The sequence below is a fragment of the Paraburkholderia sp. BGA-UO-ETr-F21 genome (genome assembly GCF_059567925.1).
This window is the reverse complement of the sequence record NZ_JCAQOY010000005.1, coordinates 580,369-593,919: the sequence shown is the minus strand read 5'-3', so window position 1 is coordinate 593,919 and position 13,551 is coordinate 580,369. Positions and strand designations below refer to the sequence as shown.

Below are 13,551 nucleotides of genomic sequence, written 5' to 3'. Positions count from 1 at the left end.
ACGGCGCTTACTTCGCGGCCGGCTGGTAGACCGTGCCCGAAGCAGGCGCGGTCGTCGTTGCGGCAGGAGCCGGATCCGGGATCGGCGTCACGTCCAGGTGCGGGTTCTTCGTGACGATGTGCGTCGCGAACATCACCTTGGTGCCCTGCAGGCCAGCGTTCAGCGCATCGCTGTACGCCTGCTCGTCCGCCTTCTTCACGTAGACGTCGATGTGCGGCACCTTCTTCGACGCGGCGGTCAGGGAGGCGACCTTCTTCAGCACCGCTTGCACGTCCGGACCGTGGCCCGGAGGCATCGGCACGACGGTCTTGTTCCACGCTTCCATTTTGTGATTCTCGGCAGTCTTCTCGTCGCTCGCGACCTGCTTCGTGTAGACCACCGCCGCCAGTTGGGCGTGATACTGCGCGAGGGTGGCGTTGATCTGCTTCTGCTGCTCCTGCGCTTCCTTCAGTTGTTGCTGGATGCTCGCTTCACGGCTGATGAAGCCACCGGCGGCGCAACCGCCGGCGAGGCCGATGCCGGCCCCCACCCAGCCCTTCGCGAGGCCGCCCGCGAGGGCACCGGCGAGACCACCAACGACGCAACCGCCCACGGTGGACGCCGTGGTGCGGTCCTGTACACCCACAGCGTTACCGATCGACTGAGAGCCCCCAGCGATCGACGCGCAGCCGGACATGCCCAGCACGCTCACAGCAACGGCGAGAATGGTCGCGCTGGTGCCAGCGCTCTTGTAACGGATCTTCATGATGCGTTCCTCCTGGGGTTGATCGGGCAAGGCGCCCATCCTTCGTACATACAAAACCTGGGAAGGAAGTCCAGCGTTTTGGGGTGAAAAGCACCTACTTTTGTGGCGTGGGCGCCAAGGCGTTGGCCGTCAGCGTTTTAGAGCAAAAGACGGAGGCTGCAGCGGTTGACATTCGCCAACCGTCTGGTTCACTGAACCACACACAACCACTTATCAGGGGGACACCATGACCACTTTTCTTTGGATGCTGTTTTTGGGGATGTGCGGAGCGCTCAACGGGTCGATCCGACACGTGAAAGCGCGTCTTGCGCACAGCAGGGAGAACGCTCAACGGAGCACGCCCACCGCGGACGACATCGAGTACATGGACCTGAAGTTTCAGCGGGACATGGCCTCGGCCGATCGTCGCATCGCCAGCGAGCAGGCACGCATGGCCGAGGATCCGGAGGGTGCCCGGCGGCAGATCCGGATGACGGAACTGGCGAAGAAACAGTGCGTGGAGAAGCACGAGAGCGCACGCAAGGAGATGCAGGCACGGATGAACGACACCAAAAAGCCGTCATCGAAGGGCATTCTTCTCTGGACGATCTCGGGCTTGGCCGCTGGCTTCATCATCGGCATGTTCAGCCACTGAATCGCCGCCTCAACGTTCGTCCGAACAGGCGGAGCTTCGGCTCCGCTTTTCGTTTCCGCTCATCAAGCGCGGACGCGGCGAACGCCTTCCCCGTCCCGTTGGAAACCTGGAAAAGAGGGCGGTCACCCCGCACGGCGCCGAAGGCCGGAGGCGGGGCCAGCGCACGGCGCAAACGTCAAAACCGCTCCGCCAGGAACGGCGCGAAGCGGGAGTGCCCAGCGGCGTCAGCCGCCCAAAGGTTTGGAGGGTTTTACGCCGCGCGTTGCAGCATCACCGCGTTGCACCGGGGCGGCTCGATCACGCGCACCGCGTCCTGGTCGATCTCGGCCCAACGGTCGTGCGTTCCCTGCCCGTTCGTGTAACGCCCGTTCACCAGCGCGCGGGCGATGTCGGCGTTGGCCACAAAGCGGGGCTGCATGTCGGCGAACACGAAGGCGTGGACCCCGTTCGCAGCGTTCTCGGTGTGGAAAGACCGGCGATCGCTGTGCGACACGACGAAGTTCGTGTCGTTGTCGTTGTTGCGCTTCTTCACTTCGACCGTCATTCCGCAGCAAAGGCACACGCGGTCCGGTCGGCGGATCCGCTTGTCCTTCGAGCGGATCTCGAAGAACCCCGGCGTCTCGCACGCACCCTCTTCGAAGGTGTGTCCCGCGGTGTCGCGCAGCAGGCGCGTCACAACACGCTCTGCTTTCTCGCCGGCTTTCGCACGCATCGCGAACTGACCGTCTTCTTTCATCGTTCCCCAGCCGTCCGACGGGGAAGCACCGACATAACGCACGTCGATCCAGAACGCCTCAATCGGATGGCTCCCGTCTTCGACATGGGGGAGCACCACCGCGTCGATCAGGTCACCGCGTTCGATCACGCGCTCGAAATACGCTTTCGCGGTGATGGTCTCCGGTCCAAAACGCATCGTCCGGTTTTGCTCAACGCTGAGCACCAGATAATCCGTTTTGATTCGGAGAAAACCGTCGGGGGTGAACGCGGCGTCGAGGACTTTCAGACGGCGGACGATGGCGGGGGCGTGCAGGTATTTCGCGATGGGGGCGGGGACGTCTTTCAGTGACCGCTGGCGAATGGCTTTGGGCGTGTAGCGCGGACCGGTGATTTTCTGGGAGGCCTGCAATCCGAAAAACAGTCCTGATTCAGCGGGACGAGGCGTCGAGGACGCGTTGAGCGGATCGTTGGAAGGTGTCCGGTGGAACGTGAAGCGGCGCATGGTGCGTCCCCTGATTGATTACTCCATTCCAGGAAACCACATTAAAAACTTTAGTCAACGGCTGATCGGAAAATATTTAGGGTGAAATGCACCCGGGTATCGATCATCAGAAAGCCTTGAATAAGCCCCGCCGAAGCGGGGCTTTTCGAGAGCGGAACAACCGATCACAGGGAGTGACGGTGCCGCAGTCGCATCCCCTCGCTCGGCGCCTGCGACTGCGCGACCAGTTGTTCCAACGGGGCAACGTCCTGCGTGCTCGCGAGCGTCTGTTCGAGCGCACGCGATGTCGCGAACATGCGCTCGATCGACGACGACAGCCGATTCAGCCCTGGGATCGCCTCGGCGTTGAACGCTTGCACGTCGGCGTTGAGCTTCGACGCAAACGCGGCACGGTCCGGCACGTTCGCCGGCGCCTGATGATTCACCTGTTGGTCAGCGACCGGTTGGGCCGCCGGCTGCGCAGGTTCCGGCTGAGCTTGCGCTTGCACCGGGGCAGGCTGCTCCGCCTTCCGCGCGTCCGCTTGCTGCTCGACCGGAGGACGTGAGTCGAGGCGTTCACCGAGGTTCGCGAGGTTGGGCACGACCGGACGCGCGGCGCTCTGCTCCTGAGCGGCTTGCGCCACGGCCGGGGCTTGCACCTCAACCTCGGGCTTCATCGGCTCCTGCGCTTGCGAAGGGGCCGGCACGGGTTGCTCCGTCGTCTGCCGGGCGTCCACGCGTTCCCCGATGTTCGCCAGGTTGGGCACGACCGGACGCGCAGCGCTCTGCTCCTGGGCGGCTTGCGCCACGACGGGGGCCTGCACCTCGACCTCGGGCTTCACCGGTTCCTGCGCGGGTTGCTCCGACGTTTGCCGGGCGTCCACGCGCTCACCGATGTTCGCCAGGTTGGGCACGGCCGGACGCGCAGCAGCCTGCTCCTGGGCGGCTTGCTCGACGACGGGTTGGGCCTGGTGATGCTCGACCGCAACGCCGGGGACCGCGACCGCTCCGGCATCGCCCTGACGCTGGGACTTGCCCTCGTCCTGCTGGACCTCGGCCGCACGGGCGTCGAGCTTCGCAGCAAGGCCGTTCCGGTCCGGCAAGTTGGGGATCCCCACGACGTAGCCGTCGCGCTGAATCGTGTCGATCGCAGAGCGTTCGACGTAAGCGTGCAGTGCGTCGTTCATGAACGACCGGGTCTCGTCGTTCACCGGGTGACCGAGGGCCTGCTCGAGCCGGCCACCGTCGGACGACGTGAAGGCGTCGATGGCATTCGGCTGTTGCTGCTTGCCCAGTTCGATCGTTTCGGGATTCCACGCGGCGTGGCCATTGACGGCCTGGCCCCCGACCTTGAAGTCGAAGTACACGTTCTGCTTGTCGCTCGTGAAGCCCGTGCGCATGGTCGTCCCGGCGGCGTCCAGCGTGTCGGCGAGGACCTGCTGGTCGCTCTTGTGCTGCGTGAGCGCTTGCACGTGGGCGTCCTGCTGCGCGGGTGCGGCAGCAGCGGGCTGGTTCAGCCCCAGGCGCTGATCGCGCTCGTCACGGACGCGGTCGACCTCCGCCGCCATCCCTTCCCCAGCCGCGGCGGGGTTCTGCTGCGCTTGCGCCGGTGCTTCGGTCTTCGGAACACGTCCCAGGATCTCGTCCAGGCGACGTTGAGCGCGCGTCGCGGCACGTGCGATGGGCTCGTCCTGAGCGTCGGCACGGGGCACAGCGGGCGCGTCCAGCATGTCCGAAAACCCTTGCAGCGTTTTCTGTTCCGTCGGATTCCGCGCTTGCCACGCTTCCGCTGCGACCTTGAACGTCTCGAACCGCTTCGCTTCAGCGGCGGTGAACTCGTCTTTGCGAACGACCTGCGCGGCATCGTGCTCGGCTTTCTGAGCCTGATCGTGCGCTTCGAAGTCGTGGGGCTTGGCGACCCAGCGACCGCCCTCGTCGATGTTCATCTTCCGCAGTTCGAGGGTGTCGCCGACGCTGATCTTGCCCGACTGGATGGCCTTCGGCACACCAACGCCGAAGACCTTCCAGTCCTCGCCGTTGCGACCTTCGATTCGCGCGTAGGGCGACATGCTGGTCGGATCGTCGGGACGAACGAGCGCTTCCCCGGTCTCTTTCAGAGTCCCCCGGTAGAACCGCTCGCCCTCGTCGGTAGCGCGCGGGCGGTGGTCCGGTTCCGGCTGGAACGCCTGCTCTTTGAACTCCCGCGGCTCGAACGTGGGCGGCATGTCCTTCGCACGCTCAGCGGCGCGGGCTTCCGCCTGTTTCTGCTGTTCCACGGCGTGCGCCGCATCCAGCCGGATGGCTTCGCGGACGGACACGTCCACGTCGTTCGCCGGGCGGGGCAGGGGCTCGATCTGGCGGATGGCCACGCCACGGTCGCTGCTCTGAGCGTTGTACATCAGCGCCTCGTACTCTTTCTGATCGTACAACGCGCGATCGGGCTGCTGACGCTTCCCGTCCTCTTCGCTGTCGCGCCCGTAGAGCCAGTTGAACCGTTCGCGGTCCGACAGCGGGGCTTTCTCGAAGTCCCGATCCGGGTTCGCGATCGGATGGTTGTGCGCGTAGTCGTACGCTTGCAGGTCGGCGAAGCGATCCTTCGCTGCTTCGATCCGCTGGTCGGCGTCGGGCAGGTCGCGCAGACGTCCCATATGTTCCTCGACGGACGCGCGCTCGGCATCGCTCAACAGCGAAAGCCGGACGTGATCCGGCCCGGTGGCGAAGCGCAACGCGCTTTCAAGCGACTGACGGCGTTCGGTGTACCGCTGCTGCAAGTCCGCGGCGATCAGGCCGCGCAGCCCGCGGTCGTTCATGCCGGAGTCGGCGTGCGCCTGGCGCAGTTGCTCGACCTCGTGGCCGGCGTCGAAAAACCCGGAGAGGCGTTGACCGTCGGCGTCCACGGGAAACCCGTCCTGGACGTCCTTCGCAGCCTCGAGGGGCGACATGGCCACGTTCACCGTCCGGTAACGCTCCTTCCATTTTGCGTAAGCCGCGTCTTGATACTGCTCCGGAACAGTTTCCCACCGGCGCTTCGAGCGCTCGCGTTGATCGACATCAGCCATGATGGTCTCCTCCTGAAAATGGCGTGGAACCGCGCCCGTGCACGGCCTGTACCTCTGAAACTAGCGGTTTCACGAAACAGCGCAAGAGCCCGAAGGCCCTTGGCTGAAAAAAATCAGTAACGGCGCGTAACAGGGTGCGTTGCACCCAACGTGTCGCAAAAAAGTCAGTAGGCGAAACCCAAGGTCCGGTCCACGCCGGAACGTTTCAGGGCCGCGACGCTGCGCTGGCGGGCTTTGCGCAGGTCAACTTTGCGCGATCGAACATCGTCCTCGCCGGCGTGGCGGGCGATCCCGTGGGCACGGCGCAAAGCGCCTTGCTGGACCTCGCCCAGGATCGGGCAATACGGACGGGCGGGCGGGGTGGAAATGTCGAAGGGGCGGTTCATGATGGTTTTCCTCGGTTGTCGCCTCGCTGTCGTCGTGGAGGCCATGAACCACCGTAACTCGAGCCAGCGCTTAAGCAATAGCTACGGGCGAAATACTTGAACTATTTGTGAGGTGCTGATGCACCTGCCAAATGAGCACGACGCCGGCAGGACCGGCGCTGCTCGCCGCGAGGCGTTCCGGATCCCCCGACCTGCGCTGCACCCCCTTCACGTCCGACCACTCCGGGACCTTGGCACCGGCGTCTGCGCGATCAAGGCGCGGGGAACCGGGTGGTCGTTCGCTCCGCTCCCTCCGGCCCGCACCACCTTCCCCGCTTGATTCCTAGACCGCTCACCCGCTCGTCGCCGAACCCAGGCCCGGGTCGGACATGAGGAAAACGGTGCAGCACACCAGCAGGGCACTGGCTCTCCGGAACAACGGCAAGGTCCACAGCGGGCCGCCACCAGGAGCCGGTGCATGTCAAGGCAACACAACGCAAGGGGAAGAGCATGTTTGTCACGCGAGGCTACAAAGGGCATTACATCCACGTCAACGCGCCGGACCGCGGCACGGAAATCATCGAGGTTCAGATCGTTCACGCGGACGGTGGGTTCGACCTGATCAAGCGCAAGACGTACGCGGGCGCCCAGCGCTTCATCACGAAGCACGTGGAGCAGGCCTGGCAGAAAGCCATGTTCGCGGCCGGCGGCACGCTGACGAACGTCACCCGGGCATCGCAGGGCAGCGCGGAGGCACGGTCATGATCCCCATCGACGAAGCGACCGATTACCAGCGGTGCATCTTCCCGTGGGTGTTCGACCGGATCGAGGTCACCGGTTCGCGCTTCACCGGCCCGGCGACGGGCACCCACCTGCGGGCGGACTTCGACCGCCCCAGCGAACCGGTGGCGTTCTCCCTGCTGGGCGCGTTCTGCTGCGATTTTCAGGGCGGTCCGCACCTGGCGGTGCTGGCGAGCCTCGCGGCGGAGATCGTGGGCGGTGGTGGGTTCTACGGCATGAAAAGCGGGAGGCGGGTGGCCCCTTGATCCGGCAAACGCGGGGACGGTGGGAAAGGTTGGGAACGTCGAACCTGCGGTGGAGCACGGTGGGCCTAACCGGACCCCTGCGGGAACCCCAACACCACCCCGCCGGAGGCGTGGGCACCAACACCGCCCCATGGCCACCGGCAGCGAGGCGGGGCGCCCCAGGTGCTTTTGGCCCCGGCAGGCGCACGCCACCGGTCTTCGGCGCTTCCCTGATGGTGATGCAAAACGTCATGGGTTGATGTTTTGTGTTGATTCTCGCATGACAGCGTCCTACACTTGCCGCGAGCGGCCGGTGAGCCGCGGGACGCCGCCGGACGAAACGGGCCGGCCGACGTTGAACACGATCAAAACAAGCAACGAAGAAGAAAGGACGTGAAGCAATGAAAACGCATAAAAAGCAAATCGCTTTGGGGGCGATGGGTGCGATCGGGGTTGTTCTGAGCCTTGCGCTCAGCGGGTGCAGCGGGGGTCCGTCGAAAGGGGATCTGAAAGACGGTCTGGCGGACTACTTCAAAGCGAAGCCGCAGGAAGCGTGTTGGAGCGTGCAGAACAGCCAGGCGGTTCAGTGGCCCATCCGGATCCCGTTGCAAGGCATGGAGAAGGACCAGGTGGCGATCCTGAACGGGTTGAAGTCGAGCGGCATCGCCAGCATCGCGGAAGCGCCGCAGGTGCTTCCCGGCGGTGGCATGGGCACGGTGCTGACGATCAGCCTGACCGACAAGGGCAAGGACGCCAAGGCATGGGACGCGCAGAAGGGGTTTTGCGTGGGTACTCGCCAGGTGCAGGACGTCACAGAGTTCACCGTCCCGGGGAAAGACACGGAAGGTCTGACGGACGTGAAGTTCACGTGGCAATACACCGACCTGCCGGGATGGGTCGATCGGGACAAGTTCAAGCTCGTCGGCATGGCCGCGCCGGTGCCCGACGAAGCGGTGATGCAGAAGACGAACAACGGCTGGCGCGTGCAGTAAGACGCCCACGGCCGAACGATCAACGGAAGTGCGAGGGACCAACCCATGAAAACAAGCACCATCACCACGCGCGCTGCTCACGCGCTCACCCTGCTCAGCGCCACCGCGCTCACGATCGCCCTGTCCGCGTGCGGCGGAGGCGGGGGTGGCGGATCCAGCAACACGGGCACGGGCACCACGACGACCGGCACGACCGGCCAGTCGCTGCTCGACACGTACACCGTCCCGGCCGCGATCGCGGCGGAGAAAACGGCGAACTACCCGACGGCGTTCGACGCGAGCACCACGTACCTGCAATCGAACTGCCAGGCGGGCAAAGCCAGCACGACGGTCTACGTCGGTCCGAACACGCTGGTCTACGCCACCACGGGTGTCAGCGACAAGGCGCAGGCCTTGGCGGCGGACTACGCCGAGCAATCCATCGGGGCGATCAAGTCGTACTTCGGCCTGGACACCTCGGTCGTCGGGTTCGACGGCACGAAAGTCCAGGTGTGCGCGGACAACACGCTGGGCGCGAGCGTCGGGGACGACACGACGGGCGTCAGCGGGCAGGGCGCGTTCCGGGCGCTCGACGTGATGAGCGCGGATTCGGCCAACTTCGCGGCGCGGTACCCGGGCGCGACGAGCTTGAACGCCCCGGTGGGCACGAGCTACTTCGACCTGTACCGGCACGAAATGACCCACGTCTACGCCGAGACGGCGGTGGGCGCGATCGCCTCGGGCTCGCTCGAACGCTGGTTCAACGAAGGCCTCGCGACGACCGTCAGCCAGTTGCCTGTGCCGTCGAAAGCCACGGTGCTGGGCTACGCGCAGCAGGACCTGATCGTCCCGATCACGACGGCGTCGACCGACATGACCGTGTACCCGGCTTACGAAGCGACGATTCAAATGATCGTAAGCACGGACGCGGCCGGGCTGAAGAACGGCGTGGCCTCGATCCCGGCGTTCCTGTCGGCGTACAAGCAGAACGCGGTCACGGCCTGCTCGGTCGCGATCCCGTCGGGCATCACCGAACCGGCGTACCTCACGGACGGGATGCCGGCGGGCACGTACAACGGGTGCTACGAGCCCAACGGCGGGTCGTCCACGTTGCTGGTCCCGGTGTTCGACGCGACGTTCCGGCAGGTGTTCCGGGAGGCGGACGGGGTGACGCCGTTGCTGCTGCACACGGCGGACGGCGGCAATGCGTTGGAGCCAACGCTGGCGTCCAGGCTTGCAGCGTTCCTGCCATAAAGGATGGGTAATATCACAGCGTAATGAAACAGCGCGACGGCCCTTTGGGAACGCGGTGTGTGTTTGAGGCGACCCGCCAGGGGTCGCTTTTTTTTGGTCAGGGCCTGGCGAGGCGCGCGGGGATTGCTGGCCCGAGCGAACACCAAACCCGCAACCGGCCACAACCGGACGGAGCCTTCGGCCCCCACTCACCCGGCGCGCACCTGCGGTGTCGGAGGCGGGCAGGGTGCTATTTCAACCCCTCGGTCGCAGCGCGAGCGGAAGGCAGGGGGCAGGCAGGGTGCGAGGCACCTTGGAAAGCGGTGCACCCGGATTCATGGGGCACCGCATCAGGGAACCCGTGATCGTGGCAAAGGCTGCACCGTTCGGCGTCAGGTGGGTGTTGGGAAGCGGACGGGGTGTTATTTCAACTCCCCGGTCCCAGCGGGAGCGGAAGGCAGGGTGCGATGCACCCTGATTCATGGGGCATCGCATCAGGAAACCCGTGATCGTGTCAAAGGCCCCGCGTCGTTCGCCGCCAGGCGAGTGCGGGGTGAAGTGCCCCGCGGCGATAGCCGCCCGGGTTTTGGGTTTCCCGGAGGGGATGTGGAATCCCCTTCACGACCAAAGGTCCCGAGCAAGACCGCGTTGTTTCTCCGCTGTGGGTTCGGGTGAACCGCCCAAAGGCGGGTTCACCCGAGAACCCTCCCACGATTTTTCTCTAGAGTTTTCCTCTTGATACCTTGGTACAGGGGGGGTGCGCGCCCCTGCCGGGGCGCACCCCCTGTAGTCTTTAGTACTGTACGGGGCCGAAAATCGCGCTCAAACCCTTATCTGGCTTGGGTTTCGCGTTTTGGAAAAAACTTTCAAACCCGCGGTTTCGACGTTCCGCAACTTTCAAACCCGCGGTCGGCGAAGCGAGGGAGGACGGATTCGGAGGGAGGCGACCCGTGTGGCAACTTTCAAACCCGCGGGTGCTCGCTCAACCCCGATGGCACGCAGCGGGAAGGGCTTCGCCCAACTGTCCAAAATATTTCCGAAAAAAGTGCCGGAATATGACGCTGTTGTTTGACGACCGCTGTCGGTTTTGGTTTCCTGGGGTATGACCTTGCAGGAGACCACCATGCCTCGCCTCACCACCCACTCGCCGAGCGTTGTTCACCCAAAGTTGCCGAACGCCATGGTCCAGCAGTTGGACGCGGTGGCCGACACGTTCGACATCATCCGGGCACGCGTCACGCGGGTGATCCTACGTGAATGCCTAGCCGACGCCTCCCTCGGCGCTCTGATCCGTAAGGAGATCAAGCGTCAGCAAAGCGCCCGCCTCACCGGAGAGTCCACGATGGTCAGCGCGACGATGAACAACGACACGTCCGCGGCGTTCGCCGATCTGGTGGCGACCACAGGCGCCCGCGGCACGGAGATCGCACGGGCGATCTTTACGGTAGCTTGCGACGGACGTCTGTCCCGGTTCAAGAAGGCGTTCATCGCTGAAGGCCAACGGCGCGACGAGGTGCTTGCACGGCAGCGTGCGGACATCATCGAAACCGCCAAGCGTTTGGGTCTTGGCATTGAACTGAAGGTGCTCGCATGAACACGACGACCCGCCAATCGGCTTTCCCGCACCCGTCGGCACGGGCATCCACGCCGGCCGCGCGCGCCACGAAAAAGGCACGTTCCGGGATGAAGGCTCCCACGCGCGGCAACATCACGCCCGCGACCGACCTCGGGATCAACCCGAAAGCGCAACAGGAAGCGGCAATCGTCGCACCCAACGGCACCAAACCGTGGCCGGGTAACTTGAACATGGTTCCGAACGCAATGGTGCGCAGCGCGCTGTTCGGTTGCGCGCGGATTACAGGGGACGCTCGCAACATGGTGCGCGAGCGCGTTCTGCTGGAATCAGAACAATACTATGTGAAGTATCGTGGGCACGATATGGATCAGAACGATTGTGAGGTGTGGGAACTGGCGCTGGCGTGGTGCAGGCAGTCGGGCAAGCCCATCGGCGCTCAGGTGCATTTTTCCTTCAACGACTGGTGCCGTGTTCTGGAACGCCCGTTGAGCGATGGCAAGGGCAACGACAACATCATTGAATCGCTCAAGCGTCTGATGACGGCGTTTCTGATGGTCAACCCCGGGGATGGCAAGGAGCGGTGGGTCCACCTGATCAACGACGCAGGGCGGGAAGCCAATGGCCGCGCCTACGTGGCGATCAATCCGCAGGTGTATGAGTGGCTGACCCAAGACCTGTGCGAGATCGATTTGAAGCGCAAGGTTTCGCTCCGGGCTGACATTTCACGCTGGCTCCACGACTACTACTCCACGAGCAGCACGCCGTTTCCGATGAACCTGACCACCCTGCTGGAACGCAGCGGCAGCAACCCCGACACGCCGATGACCAACTTCCGTGCTCGGGTGATCAAGGCCGTCGAAGAGTTGAAGCAATGCGACCCTCCGCTGTTCGCACCCGAAAGCCGGGTCGAGAAGAAAGCGAACGGCGACTATTCGTTGATCGTTGTGAAAGCGACGAACTCCCGGATCGTCCCTCCGAAGCGAACCGAAGAGGCAGCACCGGTGATGGCAGCGCCGGCACCGGTGGCGCAAGCAACCTCGCAACCCGTCGTTGCGGTGCGAGCCGACTGCGCACCGGCATCGCGCGTGCCGCAATCGCCCCGCGATCGCGTCCAGGTGAACGAATATGGCGAGGTGGACAGACGATCGGCCGCGGAGAAAGCGGCAGCACGTCAACGCGCCTATGTTGCGCTTTAACACCAACTGGAGAGGCATAGGTGCGTTGACAACTGAATCGCGCGCCGCACCGCCGACCGATCCACCAGGCCAGCGCCTGACCCACGGCCCTTCGGGGCCGTTTTTCATGCGCCCTGCATTCGCGCAACTTTTTGCGCATTTCCCGCAACATTTTTCCGACGTTCGGCCTACTGCACCTGACGTACGTGCTTGTCGGTCCGTGCCGACCTCGGGCACACTTCCTCCACCACAACGGACGAGGGACGACGATGGGCGACAAACAGGAAACTTTCATGCTGACGGACGCGCTGGTCGAGGCGGTGCTCACCAGGGCTAGGCACAAAAAACCCAGTCAGAAGGAGGTGCAAGACCTGACGTTCTCACTGGTCAACTCGATGCTGACCACCCAGCAATACGTCGATCGGCGCTGGCCAGGAGTAAAGATCGTCATCCCGGAGGGCATGACCGTCCGTGAGTTGATCAAGGGACGACCGTCTTGGGACGAAGGTTTGCCGGAGTCGGTCGTCGCGATCGACGTCAACCTGGTGGAAGCAGACCTCCTCGATCCGAGGAACCACGCCCTCGGGCCGTGGCGTTGGCTCGGGATCTACCATCTGCTGAGTGGCCTCGCGAAAGCGCTTCATGGGGACCTCGACCCGCAAACCTGGAACGAAGCCATGGAAACCGTGGCGAGCCTGGCAGGTCTGATCAGGCCCGCGTACAAGAAACTGACCGAGGTGCAGATCGCATTGATGGCGGTGGCGCACGACGCAGAAGGGAAAGGCATGCCGTGGGAGGACTGGCTCGACCAGGTGAACGACTACTTGAACGGCTGGCAGAGGAACACGATCGAAATGCCGAAGCTCCGCCGCGAGGTTGCTGATTTCAGGGAGAAGGGCTTTGTCGTGCACGATGACGGCATCATTTTGCGGATCCCCACGAGCCTGATCGTGATGTCCATCAAGCGCCTGCAAGAGATCATCAAAACGGTCCGGCCGTGACATCCAGAGGCGGGCGCCGCGCTTTTTGACGGCAATGGCGGCAGGCGAAATATTTCGCCTTCCTCCATTGACCTAGGAGGGGGACCTGGTAGTACTGGAGGTGTAAGCCGCGCCGATCGAGCAGCGGCACCCCAGGAGGAAACCCCACCATGCGTCTCGCCCAAACCCTCGTTCTGTCCACCCTTGCGCTCGGCGCCGGCAGCGCCGCGCTGGGCTCCACCACGGGCTTCACGATCCCGACGTCGCTCTCGGACGTTCAGCAGGACGCCACCGCGGTCTGCGATCGCATCCCGTCCTCCGCGGATGCTGCGGGGGTTCCCGCGTTGACCGCTTCCCTCTCGAACACGTGCTACGGAGCAGTGGCCACCGTGAACGGCCGGCTGAGCGCAGGGCTGGGCGACGGTGGGAGCGCGCTCGTCGTTCCGGACGACGGGCGTCCGATCCTGATGCGTGTCGCGGCGATGACGGAGAACGTCGGGGCCCGTCTGCGCAACGTGCGCTGAGCGAAGCAGGGTGCAAAGCACCTGATCATCGGGGAGCCCGAAGGGGCGTGCAGGGGGCCGCAAGGC

Annotated in this window: 13 protein-coding genes; 9 read left to right on the top strand and 4 right to left on the bottom strand. The window is 64.4% G+C overall.

Annotation, left to right across the window (positions count from 1 at the left end; genetic code table 11):
- Positions 1-7: 7 nt before the first annotated feature.
- Positions 8-745: a hypothetical protein gene (locus AC57B1_RS04315; protein WP_496416725.1), complete on the bottom strand. Its 738-nt coding sequence runs from the start codon at positions 743-745 to the stop codon at positions 8-10.
- A 226-nt stretch (positions 746-971) separates the two neighbouring features.
- On the opposite strand from AC57B1_RS04315, the gene AC57B1_RS04310 reads away from it, so the two are divergent.
- Entirely contained in the window at positions 972-1,379 is a 408-nt protein-coding gene (locus AC57B1_RS04310; protein WP_496416724.1) for a hypothetical protein, read from the top strand.
- A gap of 250 nt (positions 1,380-1,629) precedes the next feature.
- On the opposite strand, the gene AC57B1_RS04305 is transcribed toward AC57B1_RS04310, so the two are convergent.
- From AC57B1_RS04305 to AC57B1_RS04295, 3 genes are all read right to left on the bottom strand, one after another.
- Entirely contained in the window at positions 1,630-2,598 is a 969-nt protein-coding gene (locus tag AC57B1_RS04305; RefSeq protein ID WP_496416723.1) for a hypothetical protein, read from the bottom strand.
- A 164-nt stretch (positions 2,599-2,762) separates the two neighbouring features.
- Positions 2,763-5,636 (bottom strand): hypothetical protein, encoded by a 2,874-nt coding sequence (locus AC57B1_RS04300; RefSeq protein WP_496416722.1) that lies wholly within the window; start codon positions 5,634-5,636, stop codon positions 2,763-2,765.
- Positions 5,637-5,800: 164 nt separating this feature from the next.
- Positions 5,801-6,022, bottom strand: a complete 222-nt coding sequence (locus tag AC57B1_RS04295; protein ID WP_496416721.1) for a hypothetical protein — start codon at positions 6,020-6,022, stop codon at positions 5,801-5,803.
- A 489-nt stretch (positions 6,023-6,511) separates the two neighbouring features.
- Between AC57B1_RS04295 and AC57B1_RS04290 the strand changes: the two genes are divergently transcribed.
- The 8 genes from AC57B1_RS04290 to AC57B1_RS04255 all read left to right on the top strand — a co-directional run bounded on the left by AC57B1_RS04290 (position 6,512) and on the right by AC57B1_RS04255 (position 13,485).
- Entirely contained in the window at positions 6,512-6,766 is a 255-nt protein-coding gene (locus AC57B1_RS04290) for a hypothetical protein (protein WP_496416720.1), read from the top strand.
- Positions 6,763-7,047, top strand: a complete 285-nt coding sequence (locus AC57B1_RS04285; RefSeq protein WP_496416719.1) for a hypothetical protein — start codon at positions 6,763-6,765, stop codon at positions 7,045-7,047. The genes AC57B1_RS04290 and AC57B1_RS04285 overlap by 4 nt, the downstream gene beginning before the upstream one ends.
- A 380-nt stretch (positions 7,048-7,427) precedes the next feature.
- Positions 7,428-8,018: a hypothetical protein gene (locus AC57B1_RS04280; protein ID WP_496416718.1), complete on the top strand. Its 591-nt coding sequence runs from the start codon at positions 7,428-7,430 to the stop codon at positions 8,016-8,018.
- A 45-nt stretch (positions 8,019-8,063) separates the two neighbouring features.
- A complete protein-coding gene (locus AC57B1_RS04275) occupies positions 8,064-9,251 on the top strand; it encodes a hypothetical protein (protein ID WP_496416717.1) in 1,188 nt (395 codons plus the stop codon).
- Positions 9,252-10,353: 1,102 nt separating this feature from the next.
- A complete protein-coding gene (locus tag AC57B1_RS04270; protein ID WP_496416716.1) occupies positions 10,354-10,824 on the top strand; it encodes a hypothetical protein in 471 nt (156 codons plus the stop codon).
- Positions 10,821-12,002: a plasmid replication initiator TrfA gene (trfA, locus tag AC57B1_RS04265; protein ID WP_496416715.1), complete on the top strand. Its 1,182-nt coding sequence runs from the start codon at positions 10,821-10,823 to the stop codon at positions 12,000-12,002. The genes AC57B1_RS04270 and trfA overlap by 4 nt, the downstream gene beginning before the upstream one ends.
- Before the next feature lie 248 nt (positions 12,003-12,250).
- On the top strand, positions 12,251-12,982 hold the full coding sequence (locus AC57B1_RS04260) for a hypothetical protein (RefSeq protein WP_496416714.1): 732 nt from the start codon (positions 12,251-12,253) through the stop codon (positions 12,980-12,982).
- Between the two features lie 149 nt (positions 12,983-13,131).
- A complete protein-coding gene (locus tag AC57B1_RS04255; protein ID WP_496416713.1) occupies positions 13,132-13,485 on the top strand; it encodes a hypothetical protein in 354 nt (117 codons plus the stop codon).
- Positions 13,486-13,551 lie beyond the last annotated feature (66 nt).

Bases quoted from the DNA above. Each gene is read 5' to 3' on its own strand.
- AC57B1_RS04315 (WP_496416725.1), bottom strand. From the start codon at position 745: ATGAAGATCCGTTACAAGAGCGCTGGCACCAGCGCGACCATTCTCGCC.
- AC57B1_RS04310 (WP_496416724.1), top strand. From the start codon at position 972: ATGACCACTTTTCTTTGGATGCTGTTTTTGGGGATGTGCGGAGCGCTC.
- AC57B1_RS04305 (WP_496416723.1), bottom strand. From the start codon at position 2,598: ATGCGCCGCTTCACGTTCCACCGGACACCTTCCAACGATCCGCTCAAC.
- AC57B1_RS04300 (WP_496416722.1), bottom strand. From the start codon at position 5,636: ATGGCTGATGTCGATCAACGCGAGCGCTCGAAGCGCCGGTGGGAAACT.
- AC57B1_RS04295 (WP_496416721.1), bottom strand. From the start codon at position 6,022: ATGAACCGCCCCTTCGACATTTCCACCCCGCCCGCCCGTCCGTATTGC.
- AC57B1_RS04290 (WP_496416720.1), top strand. From the start codon at position 6,512: ATGTTTGTCACGCGAGGCTACAAAGGGCATTACATCCACGTCAACGCG.
- AC57B1_RS04285 (WP_496416719.1), top strand. From the start codon at position 6,763: ATGATCCCCATCGACGAAGCGACCGATTACCAGCGGTGCATCTTCCCG.
- AC57B1_RS04280 (WP_496416718.1), top strand. From the start codon at position 7,428: ATGAAAACGCATAAAAAGCAAATCGCTTTGGGGGCGATGGGTGCGATC.
- AC57B1_RS04275 (WP_496416717.1), top strand. From the start codon at position 8,064: ATGAAAACAAGCACCATCACCACGCGCGCTGCTCACGCGCTCACCCTG.
- AC57B1_RS04270 (WP_496416716.1), top strand. From the start codon at position 10,354: ATGCCTCGCCTCACCACCCACTCGCCGAGCGTTGTTCACCCAAAGTTG.
- trfA (WP_496416715.1), top strand. From the start codon at position 10,821: ATGAACACGACGACCCGCCAATCGGCTTTCCCGCACCCGTCGGCACGG.
- AC57B1_RS04260 (WP_496416714.1), top strand. From the start codon at position 12,251: ATGGGCGACAAACAGGAAACTTTCATGCTGACGGACGCGCTGGTCGAG.
- AC57B1_RS04255 (WP_496416713.1), top strand. From the start codon at position 13,132: ATGCGTCTCGCCCAAACCCTCGTTCTGTCCACCCTTGCGCTCGGCGCC.